Origin of the sequence: Rossellomorea aquimaris, from assembly GCF_000935355.1 — a bacterium.
Taxonomy (GTDB): domain Bacteria; phylum Bacillota; class Bacilli; order Bacillales; family Bacillaceae_B; genus Rossellomorea; species Rossellomorea aquimaris_B.
Genome location: NZ_JXZC01000011.1, coordinates 67128 through 85686, shown reverse-complemented (window position 1 = coordinate 85686; position 18559 = coordinate 67128). Strand labels below are relative to the sequence as shown.

Annotated in this window: 13 protein-coding genes and 1 tRNA gene; 12 read left to right on the top strand and 2 right to left on the bottom strand. The window is 43.0% G+C overall.

Translation table 11 applies throughout. From position 1 onward, the window contains the following. The first annotated feature begins 37 nt into the window (after window positions 1–37). The 6 genes from TV75_RS18910 to TV75_RS18885 all read left to right on the top strand — a co-directional run bounded on the left by TV75_RS18910 (window position 38) and on the right by TV75_RS18885 (window position 8900). A tRNA-Glu gene (locus TV75_RS18910) sits at window positions 38–109 on the top strand. An 847-nt stretch (window positions 110–956) separates the two neighbouring features. Further along, complete coding sequence (gene glgB, locus TV75_RS18905; protein WP_374054712.1) at window positions 957–2819, top strand: 1,4-alpha-glucan branching enzyme; 1863 nt, start codon at window positions 957–959, stop codon at window positions 2817–2819. 16 nt (window positions 2820–2835) lie between these two features. Beyond that, a complete protein-coding gene (locus TV75_RS18900) occupies window positions 2836–3993 on the top strand; it encodes a glucose-1-phosphate adenylyltransferase (protein ID WP_044340367.1) in 1158 nt (385 codons plus the stop codon). Between the two features lie 41 nt (window positions 3994–4034). Next, window positions 4035–5063, top strand: coding sequence for a sugar phosphate nucleotidyltransferase (locus tag TV75_RS18895; protein ID WP_044340366.1), 1029 nt, complete (start codon window positions 4035–4037; stop codon window positions 5061–5063). Further along, complete coding sequence (gene glgA / locus TV75_RS18890) at window positions 5060–6505, top strand: glycogen synthase GlgA (RefSeq protein WP_044340365.1); 1446 nt, start codon at window positions 5060–5062, stop codon at window positions 6503–6505. The genes TV75_RS18895 and glgA overlap by 4 nt, the downstream gene beginning before the upstream one ends. Continuing rightward, a complete protein-coding gene (locus TV75_RS18885) occupies window positions 6495–8900 on the top strand; it encodes a glycogen/starch/alpha-glucan phosphorylase (protein WP_044340364.1) in 2406 nt (801 codons plus the stop codon). The genes glgA and TV75_RS18885 overlap by 11 nt, the downstream gene beginning before the upstream one ends. A gap of 33 nt (window positions 8901–8933) precedes the next feature. On the opposite strand, the gene TV75_RS18880 is transcribed toward TV75_RS18885, so the two are convergent. Next, the gene (locus TV75_RS18880) at window positions 8934–9698 is read right to left on the bottom strand and encodes a TraR/DksA C4-type zinc finger protein (RefSeq protein ID WP_437176723.1); all 765 of its coding nucleotides are present in this window, start codon (window positions 9696–9698) and stop codon (window positions 8934–8936) included. A gap of 113 nt (window positions 9699–9811) precedes the next feature. Then, window positions 9812–10735, bottom strand: coding sequence for a 1,4-dihydroxy-2-naphthoate polyprenyltransferase (locus TV75_RS18875; RefSeq protein WP_156142533.1), 924 nt, complete (start codon window positions 10733–10735; stop codon window positions 9812–9814). A gap of 305 nt (window positions 10736–11040) precedes the next feature. Here TV75_RS18875 and TV75_RS18870 point away from each other — a divergent pair, with 305 nt between their 5' ends. From TV75_RS18870 to menC, 6 genes are all read left to right on the top strand, one after another. Next, a complete protein-coding gene (locus TV75_RS18870) occupies window positions 11041–12447 on the top strand; it encodes an isochorismate synthase (RefSeq protein WP_044340361.1) in 1407 nt (468 codons plus the stop codon). Beyond that, on the top strand, window positions 12440–14179 hold the full coding sequence (gene menD, locus TV75_RS18865; RefSeq protein ID WP_044340360.1) for a 2-succinyl-5-enolpyruvyl-6-hydroxy-3-cyclohexene-1-carboxylic-acid synthase: 1740 nt from the start codon (window positions 12440–12442) through the stop codon (window positions 14177–14179). The genes TV75_RS18870 and menD overlap by 8 nt, the downstream gene beginning before the upstream one ends. Then, on the top strand, window positions 14176–14985 hold the full coding sequence (gene menH, locus TV75_RS18860; RefSeq protein ID WP_044340359.1) for a 2-succinyl-6-hydroxy-2,4-cyclohexadiene-1-carboxylate synthase: 810 nt from the start codon (window positions 14176–14178) through the stop codon (window positions 14983–14985). Before menD ends, menH begins: the two co-directional genes overlap by 4 nt. Window positions 14986–15000: 15 nt before the next feature. Next, window positions 15001–15819, top strand: a complete 819-nt coding sequence (menB, locus tag TV75_RS18855; RefSeq protein WP_044340358.1) for a 1,4-dihydroxy-2-naphthoyl-CoA synthase — start codon at window positions 15001–15003, stop codon at window positions 15817–15819. Between the two features lie 97 nt (window positions 15820–15916). Next, window positions 15917–17407, top strand: coding sequence for an o-succinylbenzoate--CoA ligase (locus tag TV75_RS18850; protein WP_044340357.1), 1491 nt, complete (start codon window positions 15917–15919; stop codon window positions 17405–17407). Next, window positions 17391–18503 carry an o-succinylbenzoate synthase gene (gene menC / locus TV75_RS18845; RefSeq protein WP_044340356.1) on the top strand — a complete coding sequence of 371 codons (1113 nt, stop codon included), beginning with the start codon at window positions 17391–17393 and terminating at the stop codon, window positions 18501–18503. Before TV75_RS18850 ends, menC begins: the two co-directional genes overlap by 17 nt. Window positions 18504–18559: the final 56 nt, after the last annotated feature.

The following is an 18559-nucleotide window of genomic DNA, read 5'->3' as shown; positions in this document are numbered from 1 at the left end:
CGCGAGGGTTCAAATCCCTCCTTCTCCGCCATATTATGGCCCATTGGTCAAGCGGTTAAGACACCGCCCTTTCACGGCGGTAACACGGGTTCGAATCCCGTATGGGTCATCTGAAAAAAGACTATCATTTTGATAGTCTTTTTTTTATTGTATAAAGAAGAATTGGTGGTCATTTTATTAAAAATAAAATGAAAATATGACTAAATAAAGAGATTTAGTTGAATATGAAGCCAGATCGGGGCTAGATTAATCGGTTTTACATGAGAAAGCATGCTTCTACTTCTGTACGAGGGATATATTATCGACATTGACCATTATATTATCGACTTTCCGCCATATATTATCGACATTGACCATTATATTATCGACTTTCCCCATTATATTATCAACTTCTACACTCCTCTTTTCAGTTCACATTTTAATTACAATAAAAGGAGGATACGAGGGAACATTAGTCAGTGATCTTCAAAGAGTAAAAGGCTTATACCACCTTTTAAATTTCTCCATTATTCATATCCAGTATTCCATCACCTAACCCCGATTCCTCCAAAGATTACACTATGTAGGGGTTCTCCATTATTGTACTTTAAGACAGGTTTCATCCATCCTAAGAATGCAAATGCCAGATCTATTATCCATTATTAATCACCCCTCCATTCGACACCGCCCAGGCCTCCCACAACAAACCAAAAACCATACAAAATACCGGAATCCTTCTGCTTTTTCATCAAATTTCACTTTTTTTAATTAAAAAACTTTCGACAAATTTCGCTATGGATTCAACACGATTCCCCTATGTTCTTCCAATGTAAACCCTATCATTTAGTAAGACTTTCCAATAGTGTACCTTTTTAATAAATGTATGTAGGAAATTGTCGTAATTGAGCGACGATAATAAAAAGGATTTTGATGAAGTTGAAAGAAAGTAGTAAGTAGATTGAAAAAATGTAGGTGAGATGATGAACGCAATGACCATATCAGATTATGATGTTTTTTTGTTTCATGAGGGAAATTTGCAGCAGGCCTATCAGTTTATGGGTTCACATGTGAGAAGAGATTCCACAGGGACCTATACAGAATTTTGCGTTTGGGCACCGAAAGCAAGACATGTTTCATTGGTTGGATCTTTTAATGATTGGAATGGGACCGGGTATGAACTTACAAGGCGGAATAACGAAGGTTTATGGACAATTCGCATTGATGGGGATCTATCGGGAGAAACGTATAAGTACGAGATTACGACTCTATCGGGATCCAAGAAGCTGAAGGCGGACCCCTATGGATTTGCTTCCGAGAAGCGTCCAAATACTGCAAGCGTGGTGTATGAGCTGCAGGGATTTTCATGGGAAGATGAGGAGTGGCTTGAACATCGAGCCAGTTCGACGGTCTATGACAAGCCTATGGCGATTTATGAAGTGCATTTAGGCACATGGAAAAAGAAAGCGGGGAAGTTTCTTTCTTATAAGGAATTGGCACAGCAATTGATTCCTCATGTGAAAGAACAAGGATTTACACATATTGAGTTGCTGCCTGTCACGGAGCATCCGTTTGATCGTTCTTGGGGGTATCAAGGTACTGGCTATTATTCTCCGACTAGTCGCTATGGCTCACCTCATGAATTGATGGCGTTCGTGAATGAATGTCATTTACATAATATTGGCGTGATTTTGGATTGGGTCCCTGGTCATTTTTGTAAGGACGCTCACGGGTTATACGAATTTGATGGTTCTTTTGCTTATGAGTATGGAGAGGAAAGGGATCGTGAGAATTATACCTGGGGAACGGCGAATTTTGATTTAGGTAAGGGAGAAGTGAGAAGCTTCCTGATTTCGAATGCCCGTTTCTGGATGGATCTTTATCATATTGATGGATTCAGGATTGATGCAGTTGCCAACATTATTTACTGGGCTAACCAGGGAGAGCTTGCTCCCAATGAAGGAGCCATACAGTTTTTGAAAAACTTGAATAAGGCAGTGTTCGAGTATGATTCTTCGATTCTGATGATTGCGGAGGATTCTACAGACTGGCCTCAGGTGACGTCTCCAGTTCATTACGGAGGACTTGGCTTTAATTATAAGTGGAATATGGGATGGATGAATGACGTCCTTAAATATATGGAAACAGACACGTCTGAAAGAAGGCATGTACATTCTCTTATCACATTTTCATTGTTATATGCGTACTCAGAGAATTATGTGCTTCCCTTTTCCCATGATGAAGTGGTGCATGGGAAGAAGTCATTATTGAATAAAATGCCAGGTGATTACTGGCAGAAATTCGCTCAATATCGTCTGCTCCTGAGCTATATGATGGCTCATCCAGGGAAAAAGCTTCTGTTTATGGGAAGTGAACTTGCCCCGTTTTCAGAGTGGAAGGATTTAGAGGAAATAGATTGGCATTTATTGGATTACGAATATCATCACAAATTCAACTCATATTTTAAAGAACTTATGCATTTATATAAAGGTGCTGAACCATTATTCCAAATGGATCATCGTTCAGAGGGATTTGAATGGGTGGATGTGGATAATAGGGAGCAGCAGATTTTCTCTTTTATCAGGAATGGGAAAGAGGAGGGTGATCATCTTGTGGTGATCTGTAATTTCAGCCCTCATGTGTATCATCAGTATAAGGTGGGAGTCAATAAAGTTTCTTCTTATGAAGAAATTTGGAATAGTGATGATGAACGATTTGGCGGATCACATCAGGTGAACCCTATGCCTCTTACAGTACACAGCGAGCCGTACCATGGAAGAGAAGGATATGTGGAAATGACGATTCCACCATACGCAGCCGTTTATTTAAAACCAATAGATTGAAAGGGGAGAGAGCAAGATGGCAAAAGGTAGATGTGTGGCCATGTTATTAGCAGGTGGAAAAGGGAGCCGTTTAAGCTCATTGACGAAGAGTCTGGCGAAACCAGCCGTACCGTTTGGAGGAAAATATCGCATTATTGATTTCACATTAAGCAATTGCACAAATTCAGGGATTGATACGGTGGGTGTCCTTACCCAGTACCAGCCATTAGTATTAAATTCTTATATCGGAATCGGAAGTGCATGGGATCTTGACCGTAAAAATGGGGGAGTCACCGTTCTGCCGCCTTATGCAGAATCATCTGAGATGCGCTGGTATACAGGAACGGCCAGTGCCATTTATCAAAATATGAATTACCTTGAGCAATATGATCCAGAGTATGTACTGATACTTTCAGGAGATCACATTTACAAGATGGATTATAGTAAAATGCTCGACTATCACATCGAGAAGAAAGCGGATGTCTCTATCTCCGTCATTGAAGTAGGCTGGGATGAGGCGAGCAGGTTCGGTCTGATGAACACGAATGAGGATATGAGAATTACTGAATTCGAGGAAAAGCCGGCTTTCCCTAAGAGTAACCTTGCTTCTATGGGAATCTATATTTTCAATTATTCTGTACTGAAGGACTATTTGGAGATGGATGAGCGTAATCCTGATTCCAGCCATGACTTTGGGAAGGATGTTATTCCTTTACTGCTTGATGAGAAGAAAAAGCTGATGGCCTATCCGTTTAAAGGGTACTGGAAGGATGTCGGAACAGTTAAGAGCCTATGGGAAGCGAATATGGACTTGATTGATGAGAAAAATGAGCTGAATCTGTTTGATCATGACTGGAGAGTGTATTCGGTGAATCCGAATGAGCCGCCTCAATATATTTCTGAAGAAGCACTTGTTGAGGGGTCCCTTGTGAATGAAGGGTGTACGATTGAAGGGACGATTCGTAAATCCGTCCTGTTTCAAGGAACAACGGTAAAAAGAGGAGCACATGTAAGCCGATCAGTCGTCATGCCGGATGCAGTCATTGGGGAAAACGCCTATATCGAGCAGGCAATCGTACCGTCGAATGTCAAGGTTCCGAACGGCCTGTGCATCATGCCGGAAGAAGGATCGGATGAAATCATCCTGGTTACGGAATCATTCATTGAAACACTACTGGAACAAGAAAAAGTGTAAAGGTTAAAGACCCACATTACAACTTAAGAGGAGGAAGTGTTTTGAAAAATTCAATGCTTGGCGTTATTGATGCTACTAGTTACTACGATTCGTTGGAGGATTTACTGTTACATCGTTCATTAGCTGCTCTGCCGATTGCAGGGAGATACCGCTTGATCGACTTTGTACTCTCCAATATGGTGAATTCAGATATTGGCTCCGTTGCGATTTTCCCTAAGTTTCAATACCGTTCCCTTATGGACCATCTTGGATCAGGGAAGAACTGGGATCTGAACCGGAAGCGTGACGGGTTGTTTTTCTTCCCTGCACCAGGATTAGAGGCGAATGAAGAGGGTGTGGGTTCATTTAATCACTTCGCCCATCACTTGGACTATTTTTATCGCAGTACCCAGGAATATGCATTGATCAGCAATTGCTTTACCTTATGCAATATCGACTATCAACCGGTGCTAGAACGCCATATCCATATCGGTTGTGATATAACGGAAATGCGTCATAACGGAAACTCTTTAGATATGTACCTGGTGAAAACGTCTACACTCATTGATTTGATAGAGAAGCGACGTGAAACAGGCTATACGTGTATGCAGGATGTTGTGGATGATATGGATAGCGGCTTTAAGGTGTGCGGCTATGAGCATGAGGGATTTGTTCAGACGATTGATTGCATTGAAGAATACTATGATGCCAGCATGAAACTTTTGAATCTATCTTATTGGAAAGAGTTGTTCAAAAAGGATTCACCAATCTACACGAAGGTGAAGGATGAGCCGCCAACACGCTACACTTCAGCTGCAAGTGTGAAAAATAGTATTATCGCCAATGGATGCTTCATAGAAGGCCAAGTGAAGAATTCTACCATGTTCAGAGCGGTCAAGGTAGGAAAAAATACGATGATTTCGGACAGCATCATTATGCAGAAGAGCCAAATTGGAGATAACTGTGTACTAGAGAATGTAATCTTAGATAAAGATGTGAGAATCGAGGATGGCGTCAAGCTTATCGGAGATCCAAACAATCCAATAGTCATTCGCAAAGGGATGATTCAAGGAGCGCTGATGAATTCGTGAAAGTGTTATTTGTAGTATCTGAGTGTGTCCCTTTTATTAAATCTGGAGGCTTGGCAGATGTTGCAGGCGCTTTGCCTAAGGAATTAAGGAGTTTAGGGACGGATGTCAGGGTGATCCTGCCTAAATATGGTGGGATCCCTCATGAGTTTCGTTCAAAAATGAAAAAGAAGAAAGAGTTCTTCGTGTCAGTTGGCTGGCGGAATCAGTATTGTGGAATTGAAGAGTACAGTGAAAATGGTGTAACGTATTATTTTATCGATAATGAATACTATTTTAATCGGGATCGTTTATACGGGTATTTTGATGATGGTGAGCGCTTTGCGTATTTTACGAGAGCGGTGTTGGAAAGTATCGCTGTTCTTGATTTTTATCCAGATGTGATTCATTGTCATGACTGGCACACGGGAATGGTTCCATTTTTATTAAGAACCGAATACCAGGAGAGACCGGGTTATTCGTTTATCCGCAGTGTGTTCACCATTCACAATCTTCAATTTCAAGGGATTTATCCTAAACAGGTGATGACTGACTTATTAGGCATTCACGATAAGTATTTTCATCACGAATACCTTGAGTTCTATGGAAATATCAATTTTATGAAGGGCGCTTTGATTTCGGCGGATTTTGTTACCACGGTGAGTCCTACATACAAAGAGGAGATTCTGACGCCATATTACGGGGAAAAGCTTCATAATATCCTGGGACAGCGATACAACCAATTATTAGGTATTTTAAACGGTATTGATGATGAAGTGTACAATCCTGATGACGGAGAGTTTCCTTACTTTAGCGGCAACCTTCATGGAAAGAAGAAAGCGAAGCTTCACCTGCAAAAAAGCTTGGGATTAGAAGAAAATGAAGGAATCCCTCTTGTGTCCATCATTTCAAGGTTAACGAATCAAAAAGGGCTTGAACTAGTAAGAGGAGTATTTCATGAAATGCTCCAGGAAGAAGTTCAATTTGTCCTTCTGGGAACAGGGGATTGGGAGTTTGAACAATTCTTCAGGGAGATGGAATGGACGTATACGGATAAGGTCAGGGTACAAATCGGATTTAATGAGGACCTGGCAAAGCAGATCTATTCTGCCAGTGATTTGTTCCTGATGCCTTCTAAATTCGAACCGTGCGGACTGGGGCAACTGATTGCCATGAGATATGGAGCCCTGCCGCTTGTCCGGGAAACGGGGGGATTGAACGACACAGTTGAATCCTATAATGAAGAAACGAAGACAGGAAACGGTTTTTCGTTTAAGAACTTTAATGCCCATGATATGCTCTACACCTATCAAAGGGCTCTATCGTATTTCTACGAAGATCCGGAAACATGGAATCATATTGTACGAACTGCAATGAATAAGGATTATAGTTGGGCACAATCGGCCTTTAAGTATAATCAACTATATGCTGACCTGGTATCAAGGAGTGAAAGCCATGTTTTCTGATCCAATTGAATTTAAAGAAATGTTTCTGAAGAAGCTTGAAATGATGTATGGGAAGACCTTTCCTGAGTCTACGAGTCAGGATCAGTTCTTCACATTAGGTCACCTTATAAGGGAATACATCTCGATGAACTGGATTCATACGAATGAGCAGTACCGGTTCAGTAAACAAAAGCAGGTGTATTACTTATCGATTGAATTTCTCTTGGGACGCCTGCTTCGCCAGAACCTGATGAACTTAGGAATCTACGATATTGTGGATAAGGGATTAAAGGATTTAGGTATTGACCTTGCTGAAATGGAAGAGGTTGAGCACGATGCGGGACTAGGAAACGGTGGCCTGGGGCGCTTGGCTGCATGTTTCTTGGACTCATTAGCTTCCCTTAATTTACCTGGACATGGCTATGGGATCCGTTACAAGCATGGATTGTTTGAACAAAAGATCGTCAACGGTTTTCAGATGGAGCTTCCGGAGCAGTGGCTGCGTCATGGGCATGTATGGGAGGTTCGAAAGTCAGATCTTACCGTCGAAGTGCCTTTCTGGGGAAAGGTGGAATCCTATACGGAAAATGATGTTTTGAAGTTCCGTCACGTGGATGCAGAAGTAGTAGCGGCCGTACCTTATGATATGCCTGTAGTAGGATATGAAACGTCGACGGTTAATACTCTTCGATTATGGAGTGCTGAACCTGCTGCTTATAAAGCCGGGAAAGATATGATGAAATACAAGCGTGATACTGAAGCGATCACAGAATTTCTTTATCCAGACGATACCCATGATGAGGGAAAGATCCTGCGTCTGAAACAGCAGTATTTCCTTGTATCAGCGAGCATCCGTTCCATTCTTGATTCCTATCTTTACCGGAATGGTGACCTGAAGGAACTGCATGAGAATATATCGATCCATATCAATGATACTCATCCGGTCCTTGCGATACCGGAACTGATGAGGGTCCTTCTTGATGAGTATTCCTTTGAATGGGAGGAAGCGTGGGAAATCACGACGAACACATTCGCCTATACGAATCATACAACTCTTTCGGAGGCACTGGAAAGATGGCCGATCCGTATTTTCAAGCCGCTGTTCCCCCGCATCCATATGATTGTGAATGAAATCAATGAGAGATTCTGTCAGGAGTTGTGGAAGGAGTATCCCGGTGAGTGGAAGCGGATAGAGGATATGGCGATCATCTCCCATGATGAAGTGAAAATGGCTCATTTGGCTATTGTAGGAAGCTTTAGTGTGAATGGAGTAGCCAAGATTCATACAGAAATTCTAAAGCTCAGAGAAATGAACTTATTCTATCAATATTATCCTGATAAATTTAATAGTAAAACGAATGGCATTACCCATAGAAGGTGGCTGCTGAATAGCAATCCGGCCCTTTCGAACTTGATAACCTCTTCCATCGGGGATGGGTGGATCAAAGATCCCGATAAGTTAGCGGATTTGAAGGACTATCATCATGATACGGCGTTTCTTAAGGACCTTCATGATGTGAAACAGGAAAATAAACGGAAGCTCGCCGATCGAATATTTGAAAGCAATGGAATCATCGTCGATCCCTCTTCGATTTTTGACATTCAAGTGAAGCGGCTCCATGCGTATAAACGCCAGCTGATGAATGTTTTACACATTCTCCATCTCTATAATCGCTGTGTGGAAGATCCGAGTTTTGATTTTCATCCGCGAACATTCATTTTTGGTGCGAAAGCATCACCGGGTTACTACTATGCGAAGAAAATCATTAAGTTGATCCACTCTGTAGCGGATCTGGTGAATGACCACCCGCTTGTAAAAGGGCGGATTAAAGTCGTATTCCTGGAAAACTACCGGGTATCATTAGCTGAAGAAATCATTCCCGCAGCTGATCTGTCAGAACAGATTTCAACAGCCAGCAAAGAAGCATCGGGTACAGGAAATATGAAGTTCATGATGAATGGTGCCTTGACCATTGGAACATTGGACGGGGCGAATATTGAGATTCTTGAGCAAGTGGGGAAAGACAATATCTTTATATTTGGATTAACGGCTGATGAAGTAATGAAATATCAGCATCACGGTGGATACTATGCCATGGAGTATTTCCACTATGATACCCGTATTAAGAAGGTGTTGAATCAATTGATCGATGACACACTTCCTGATGCAGGCGACCATTTTGAAACCATTTATGACTCCTTACTGACTGAGAACGATCAATTCTTTGTTTTAAGGGATTTCGATTCCTATGTGAGGGCTCACGAACAAGCAGGAAAAGCGTATGAAAATAAAGAGCATTGGTCCCGAATGTGCTTACAGAACATTGCCAATTCCGGCTATTTTTCGAGTGACCGGACGATTGAGCAGTATGCGAAGGATATATGGGGCATTACACAGGGCAGTTTAATAAAGTAGAAAAAAGCTTGGGGAAAGTTCCCCCAAGCTTTTTTATTTGTTTTTCTTATCAGAAATATAACTGTCGCCATCTTTATACGGAATGTCGCCCAATGTGGATTCCATATTGTTTTCATCCAGCATATCCTCATATTCTTCATGAGTCTTTGAAGGATATGCCTTGCGATTGGAGCCTTCCATGTCGGTTCCGACAAAGGATTCGAAATCCTCGGTAAATCCTTCTGAAGTGTCCTCATCCTGATACAATTCCGAATAGTCTTCATAATCACCTTCGAAGTCAGAAGGTGTTTCGGATGTGCCGAAGCGTCCTACTTCCTGAAAGCTGTCTTGATCATCCCGCACATTTCCGTCTGTTTCATGCCTGAATTCGTTATCAACAGGCGGCTGCAGTACATCTTCCTCTACGGGTCTATCCTGAGGTGTCGATTGTTCAGGTGAATGATCTTTACAATAAAGTGTTGTTGGAATGACTTCCAAACGCTCATAAGGAATCTCCCCACCACATTCTTTGCATTGTCCATAAGTTCCTTGTTCGATCGCCTCAAGGGCATTGTGAATTTTATTTAGTTCAAGTTTGGCGTGGTCATCTATGGCGAAATCCTTCTCTCGTTCATATAACTCTGTTCCCATGTCGGCAGGATGGTTATCGTAAAGGGAAAGTTCACCTGAGTTATCACGTTCATTTGTATGGTGAAGATTATCTAAATCCTGATGAAGATGTTCCTGAAGCTGTTTTTCCTGTTGAACCAATTCTTGTTTCAGTGTCTGTTTTTGGCTGTCTGTTAGCAATTTCTTCACATCCTTCATTATGTTCGCTTAAATAATGTACTAACCATACTTTATCCGAAAGTGGGGTTGTTAAAACATAAAAAAAAGCCGAACCCTAAATGAAGGGGGCGACTCACGTTTTTTTACAGCATATAAGCAAGTAATAGTCCAATGGATAGCAGGAATCCGAAGATGGTGTTTGTTTGTGCGGTTGCTTTCATGGCGGGCATCATTTCGATCGGCTGTGATTTGCCGATGAATCCTGTCGTTGCCTTGACGGCTTTCGGAATGCTTAGAAAGGCAACAAATAGCCAAGGTGATGAAACGCCTGCAAGGACCAAACCGATAATCCAGCCATAGGATACGACAAACATGCCGCCCAAAAGGATGATCGCTCCTTTTCTTCCTAAAAGGATTGCGATGGTTTTTCGGCCGTTCTCTTTATCCCCGTCCAGGTCGCGGATGTTATTCGCTAATAGAATGGCGCCGACTAAAATGGATACTGGAACAGACAATAGAATGCTGTCACCATTGATATATCCAGTTTGAATGTAGAACGATATGAGTATGATCACAAGTCCCATAAAAAAACCGGCTACAATTTCCCCAAAAGGTGTGTAAGCAATTGGCATAGGTCCGCCAGTATAAAAGTACCCTGCTGCCATGCACACTATACCTATGAGTGCAAGCCACCATGTGCTATTAAGACAAATATAAATTCCTAATAAAAGTGCGATTCCGTACAGTGAAAAAGCAAGGTTTATGACCGTGGATGGCTTAACCCCGTTCCGGACGATTGCTCCGCCGATACCGACAGAATGCTCTGTATCCAAGCCTCTTTTATAGTCATAATATTCATTGAACATATTGGTAGCAGCCTGGATGAGCAAGCAGGCAATGAGCATGGCTGCAAACAGTGATAAACTGACCTTGGTAAATTGCAGAGCTAGTACAGTCCCCAGTAAGACAGGTACAAATGCAGCTGTAAGAGTGTGTGGCCTTGTAAGCTGCCACCAGATCTTCCACCCTTTATCTGATTCCAACACGTTGGATGCTTGTTGTTCCATCATATTCTCTCCCTTACGCAATAAGGAATTTTTCAGAAAACATTACAATTCCTTTACAGATTAAAGTGTAGGTAAAGGGAAGAAGACTGTCAATCATTTTTTAAAAATCTGTGAAGGTGCTATTTTCCAGTAATTGAGGACTTTTACAACGCTTTTGGTTTCTCAAAAGGGGAAAAAGGGTTTATTATATATAATAAGGATAAATATTGTTAACATGTCTTAAACTTCGTTGACACACCTTAAAGACAGGTGTATCTTAAAATAAGTTTGAATATCGTACGTGATTTTTGTTTGGGGGAATTCAATTGGTTACCATCCATAAAACCAATATTGAAAAAGCATATGATACAGCCAAAATGAAGGCTAAACAATTACATCACCCCGTCCTTCTCAGCATAGTGGAGGAAGTCGATGCAGTCGATCCTCTTTCTTTTTATTATGGAGGAAGCTCTTTTGTTGGTGAGCGTTTCCTATGGAAGGACCGTGATCATACCATCTCGCTAGTAGGGCTTGGAGCGGCTCATATACTGTCTACGAATGAGATTGAAGAACGATTTTTTACGGTAGAGAAAGAGTGGAAGCGCTTAATTGAAGAGTCTGTCGTTTTGACCGGGGAGGAAATTGCAGGCACAGGACCTTTGTTATTTGGCGGCTTTAGCTTTGATCCGCTTAAATCTATCGGAGAAGAGTGGGGGCAATTCTCGAACGGAACGTTTCAATTACCTATGTTCATGCTGACAAAGCCGGGAAAAACCAATTATTTAACGGTTAATTTCATTTGTCATCCCGATGAGGAAGAAGCCCTATTCTATGATCGTATCAGAGTCAAGGATGAACTGCTTGCAAACGCGAGGATGCCTATTATTCCTGAGCAGCCCCAGTGGCTGCAAAATCGGGATATGAAGCCTGAAGAATGGAAGGATTCTGTTCAAAGTGTGGTGAGCCGTTTAAAACAGGGTGAAATGGAAAAGGTAGTGCTTGCCAGAAAATGTGAAGTGTCGTTTGATGCGCAAGTGTCATCTGATTTTGTATTGGATAATTTGTGGAAGCAGCAGCCGGACAGTTTTGTCTTCAGCTTTGAAAGGGAAGATAGCTGCTTTATCGGAGCTACGCCCGAACGCCTCGTGAAGAAATCGGGGGAAGAAATTCTTTCCACCTGTTTAGCAGGCTCGATTGCCCGCGGGGAAACGCTGGAGAGTGATGAGAAGCTGGGCGAAGAGCTCCTTGAGGATGAAAAGAACCGTTATGAGCATCAGCTTGTGGTGGAGAGCATTCAAGACGCTCTTGCACCTTTATGTGAAACATTGACGATCCCATCTTCGCCTCAGTTGATGAAGCTGAAAGACATTCAGCATTTATATACGCCTGTCATTGGACAGGCGTCTGAACATACATCTCTTATCAATCTGGTGGAAAAATTACATCCGACACCTGCATTGGGTGGGGTACCAAGGGATAAGGCATTGCATGTGATCAGGGAAGAGGAGGACATGGATCGCGGTCTGTATGCGGGTCCTGTCGGCTGGATCGATGCTTATGGAAATGGTGAGTATGCCGTTGCCCTTCGCTCAGGTCTTCTTCAAAGGGATAAGGCTTATTTATATGCAGGATGCGGGATAGTGGCAGACTCTCAGCCTGAAAGTGAATTTAAGGAAACACAAATGAAATTTCGACCGATGCTAAGGGCATTAGGGGGAAACATACATGATTGATGAACATCAGCAGAATTTAACACATTATTTAGCGGCTTTTATTGAAGAATTAGTTGGAAATGGAGTAGACGAAGTAGTCATTAGCCCTGGCTCTCGATCTACTCCTTTGGCGTTATTATTTGCCCATCATCCTAATGTGAAAACATATGTTAATGTAGATGAACGATCGGCTGCTTTTTTTGCATTGGGAATCGCGAAAGTAAAAGAAAAGCCGGTTGTCCTTCTCTGCAGTTCGGGAACTGCAGGGGCCAATTACTATCCAGCTATCATTGAAGCCCGTTATGCCAAAGTGCCGCTTATTGTCCTGACGGCCGATCGTCCTCATGAATTAAGAGAGGTGGGGGCACCGCAAGCCATTCATCAGATTGATCTTTACGGGAAACACGTGAAATGGTCAATTGACATGGCCCTGCCGGAAAATCTCCCATCCATGATTCAATATGCACAATCATCTGCTGTCAGGGGTGTAGCCGTATCCACAGGTCATCCTCAAGGACCTGTCCACTTTAATTTTCCTTTTAGAGAACCTCTCATACCCGATCTAAACCAGGTTGAATTTTCAAGGGACACACCTTTGAAAAGAGTCCATCAGGGAGACCGGCAATTATCTCCGGATCTAAAAGAGGAACTTCAGGAGGAATTGATGAAGTCCGAGCGTCCCCTTGTTGTATGTGGACCAGGGTTAAATGGGGATGCTGCACTTCCTATTGTGCAATTTGCAGAGTATTATGGTCTGCCCGTTGTGGCTGATCCTCTTTCCTTTATCCGGAGTGGAAACCATTCAAAAGAAAATATTATTGATGCCTATGATACTTTCTTAAGGATTGATGAATTGAAGGGTACATTGAGACCCGATCTCGTCATCCGTTTCGGTGCTATGCCTGTATCGAAAGCCCTTATGATTTTCCTGAGGGAGTTGCCTGAAATCCCGACTTGGATCGTTAGTAAGTCTGAGGAATGGCAGGACCCAACGGCTAAAGGAACGAATTATATTTATTGCGAGGAAAAATGGTTTTGTGAGAGCTTTATGAATCAAGAATATACAAGTAATCACGACTGGTTAAATCGTTGGTTGGGTGCAAATAACGATAGCAAAGATCTTCTGTTAAAAGGCCAACATGAGTGGGATGAAGGGGTAGCTGTACATCAGCTGGTACAGCACCTTCCTAAGGGAGCGACTCTTTTTTCAAGTAACAGTATGCCTATTCGTGATCTTGACACCTATTTCTTTACAAATGACCGTTCTCTTCGCATCTTTGCGAATCGGGGGGCTAATGGAATTGACGGAGTGGTATCTACTGCTCTTGGCATGAGTACAAGAGCACGGCCGATGTACCTATTAATTGGGGATTTGGCATTTTTCCATGATCTAAACGGTTTATTGATGGCCAGGAAATATCAACTCAATATGACGATTGTTGTGATGAATAATAACGGCGGAGGAATCTTTTCTTATTTACCGCAGGCGAACGACCAGAATCATTTTGAAGACCTTTTTGGCACCCCGATGGATTTGGAGTTTGTCCACGCAGCCAAGCTATTCGGCGCGGGTTATTTCCATGTCACTTCACAGGAGCAGTTTTTTCCGGCCCTTCAGGAAGCTGATCAAAGAATGGGAATCAACATCATTGAGGTCATGACGAACCGTGAAGAAAATGTAGCAAATCATCGTAATTTGTGGGATTTTGTTTCCCGGGAAATGGTGAAGAAATTGAAGGGTGAAAATCAGTGATCCTTCAAGTGAATGATATTCGTTATTTTGTAGAAGTTAAAGGAGAAGGAGAGCCTTTGGTTTTTCTTCATGGATTTACCGGGGATACGACGACATGGTCACGGATCACCGATCGGTTATCTTCCACCTTTACATGCGTAAGCATTGATTTGATCGGTCATGGCCGCACAGAAGCCCCTGAGGATTTCTCACGTTATACAATGGATCATGTATCAAATGATCTTGATTCCATTTTGTCTGCATTGGAAGTAGACCAGGCGATCTTCATCGGCTATTCCATGGGTGGTCGGACGGCCCTTCACTTCGCCATGAGGTATCCTCAAAAGGTGAAGGCCTTGATTCTCGAGAGTGCCTCTCCCGGATTGAAAACGGGTGAAGAAAGAATGGAACGGCGGAAAAAAGACCATGCGTTAGCCGACAGGATCATGAGAGAAGGAATGGAAGCCTTCGTCGACTTTTGGGAAGAGATTCCCTTGTTTGCTTCTCAAAAGAGACTGAATGATGAGGAACGTGCCGAGATTCGGAAGCAGCGCCTGGGTCAGTCCCCTTTAGGGTTGTCCAATAGCTTAAAAGGAATGGGGACAGGGGCTCAAGACTCATGGTGGGACAAGTTGGCCGGGCTTTCTATACCAGTCCATTTACTTGTCGGAGAGATGGATCAGAAGTTTGTTCAAATTGCAAAAGAAATGAAAAAGCTTAATCCGGACTTTCAAATCACGACAATTTCCAACACAGGTCATGCAATTCATGTGGAAGAACCGCGAAAGTTTGGTACAATAATAGAGGAACTATTGTTAACTACATAAAGGAGGAACAAACCAATGGCTTTTGAATGGGTTTCAGAAAGAAATTACGAAGATATTTTGTACGAAACATATAATGGAATCGCTAAGATTACGATCAATCGACCAGAAGTTCGTAACGCATTCCGTCCTAAAACCGTCATGGAATTAATCGATGCATTTGCATATGCACGCGACGATTCCAAGGTGGGTGTCATCGTTTTAACGGGTGCCGGTGAGAAGGCATTCTGTTCAGGCGGAGACCAAAGAGTGCGAGGACATGGCGGATATGTCGGGGAAGATGAAATCCCACGCCTGAATGTATTGGACTTACAGCGCCTGATCCGAGTGATACCTAAGCCGGTCATCGCCATGGTGGCAGGTTATGCGATCGGGGGAGGACATGTCCTTCACGTCGTATGTGATATTACGATTGCTGCTGACAATGCAATCTTCGGGCAAACAGGTCCTAAAGTAGGAAGCTTTGACGCAGGTTACGGTGCAGGATATCTTGCACGCATCGTAGGTCACAAGAAAGCAAAAGAAATCTGGTACCTGTGCCGTCAGTACAACGCACAAGAAGCGCTTGAAATGGGTCTTGTCAATACAGTCGTTCCATATGAGCAGCTTGAAGCGGAAACGGTTCAGTGGGCATCAGAGATGCTTGAGAAAAGCCCGACTGCCCTTCGTTTCTTAAAAGCTTCATTCAACGCAGATACAGATGGATTGGCAGGTTTGCAGCAGCTTGCAGGTGACGCTACACTACTATACTACACAACGGAAGAAGCCAAGGAAGGCAGAGACGCATTCAAAGAAAAGCGTAAACCGGACTTCGGACAATTCCCTCGTTTCCCTTGATCTAAGGTGGCCTGATGAATCTAATTTGGATTCATCGGGCTTTTTTAAAATAAAAATTGTAAATAGCATAAACAAGAAAGGAATGGAGAATCACAGGATGACTACACAGCAATTGCCTAACTGGCTAAAACAAAGAGCATTCTTAACCCCTGATCGGATGGCAATAAGTAATGGTGATGTGGAATATACCTTCGGGGAGCTCTGGGAAAAAGCAATCCACATCGGTGAGCAGCTTCATACCATAGTGAAATCTTCTGCACATCCGTTTGTAGGACTCATGATTAAAAATAAAGTGGAATCTGTGTTGGTCGTTCATGCCATTCAACAGCTAGGATTCACAACTGTACTATTAAATAACAAACTAAGTTCCAAGGAATTATCTTTTCAGATACAGGATATGGAGTTAACAACAGTCATTTATGAAGATGAGTTTGAAGGGAAGTTGTCTTTTCTAAAGGAAGGCGTTGATGGGATCCCATTCTCTCAAGTGTTTCAAACACCACCTACAAGCTTTAAAGTAAAGGATTATTTTCAGTTAGACCAAGCATGCTCGGTCATGTATACCTCGGGTACGACCGGAGCCCCAAAAGGAGTTCTTCAATCATACGGAAACCATTGGTGGAGTGCAATTGGATCTTCTTTGAACCTGGGAATAAGTGAAAATGATGCCTGGCTTTGCTCGGTTCCCCTCTTTCATATCAGCGGATATTCGATCCTTATGAGAAGTGTGATTTATGGGATGAAGGTACGACTGTTTGAAACCTTTGACGTAGCAGGGATTAATCAGGAGCTTGAAAGTGGAAGGGTCACGATCATGTCCGTTGTGAGCAATATGCTCCAACGTTTAATCAATGATATGGGGGACAGAACGTATCATCCGGATTTCCGATGCATGCTGTTGGGCGGGGGACCGGCTCCACTACCATTACTTCAGGCGTGTAAGGAAAAAGGAGTCCCCGTCTTCCAAACGTATGGAATGACTGAAACGGCTTCACAGATCGTGACGTTATCCCCTGAATACAGTATGACGAAGCTTGGTTCCGCCGGGAAGCCCCTCTTTCCTGCCGAATTAAGAATCAAGAATGAACACGGTGCAGCCCGGGCAAATCAAGAGGGTGAAATCCTGGTAAAGGGCCCGAATGTCACGAATGGATACTACCGAAGAGAGGAAGCCAATGCGAAAAGCTTTGAAGATGGCTGGCTCCATACAGGGGATATCGGTTATGTAGATGAAGAGGGGTTCTTATTTGTACTGGACCGGCGATCAGACCTCATCATTTCCGGAGGGGAAAATGTGTATCCTGCAGAAATTGAAAGTGTGCTGATGGGCTGTGACGGTGTGAAGGATGCCGGAGTGGCAGGAATTCCAAATGACACGTGGGGGCAGATCCCCTGTGCGTTCATCGTCAAGAAAGGGCATCTTACAAAAGAAGAGATCTTACACTACTGCAGCGATAATCTGGCGTCGTATAAACAGCCGAAAAAAATAATCTTTGTGGAAGAGCTGCCACGGAATGCATCGAATAAACTCCTGAGAAGAGTGCTCAGGGATCAATGGGAAAAAGGACTGTATGACAATGAAGATTAAAAGCATTACGCTTCACATCATATCGATGCCATTGAAAAAACCATTTGTGACCCACCTGCAAACCGTCGAAGAACGGGAAGGGATCATTGTAGAGGTTCAAGATGCCGACGGATTGATTGGACTTGGAGAGGGAGTTGCTTTTTCCACACCTTGGTATACAGAAGAAACCGTTAAAACATCCTATCATATGCTTAAAGATGTATTAATTCCATTAATGATCAGCAGCCCTTTTCAACACCCTAAAGAAATCGGAAAAAGATTCGAGGCCGTGCGGGGAAATTCAATGGCTAAGGCTGCCCTTGAAATGTCTTTATGGGATCTCTATGCCAGACAGCAAAACGTCCCTCTCTGGGAAATCATAGGGGGAACGCGTCATGAAATTCTTGCAGGTGCAGTTGTGGGGGCAAACTCAATGACAGAAATGATCGAGCAAGCCGAGGTCCTCGTACAAGAAGGGTATCAGCGATTAAAGCTGAAAATTTCTCCTGGAGCGGATGTGGGGATCGTAAAAGAATTGCGTGACCATTTTCCTTCAGTTTCTCTTCTGGCAGATGCAAACTCAGCTTATACCCTTGAGGACAAAGCCCGGCTTAAAACGCTGGATGAGTTTGGTCTTGAGATGATCGAACAACCCTTGGGAGTTGATGATTTAGTAGAACACTCTCTATTGCAGAAGGAGCTGTCGACTCCTATTTGTTTAGATGAAAGCATCGTAACCCCTCATGACATGAAGAGTGCCATCCATTTGAATAGCTGCGGAGTGGTCAATATCAAGCTGGGTAGAGTCGGTGGGTACACAAGTGCTTTGGAAATTTACCGGTTGTGCCAGGAGAATTCCATCAAAGTATGGTGCGGTGGCATGATCGAGTTTGGGGTTTCCCGGGCACATAATCTGGCCCTCGCCACTCTCAAGGGATTCTCGATTCCCGGGGATATCTCTTCCTCCTCAAAATATTGGGAAGAAGATATCATTACTTCTCCTATCGTGGTGAAAAATGGTGTGGCGGATCGTTTGGCTGGTCAGGGGATAGGTGTGGCGTTGAACAGAAAGCGATTGAGTGAAGTGACCAGGTATAGTGAAACGTTTAATGCATAGTTGTCTTTCATAAGGTACTTATTTATACTTGACCTACAACCGAAATAGTTGAATGA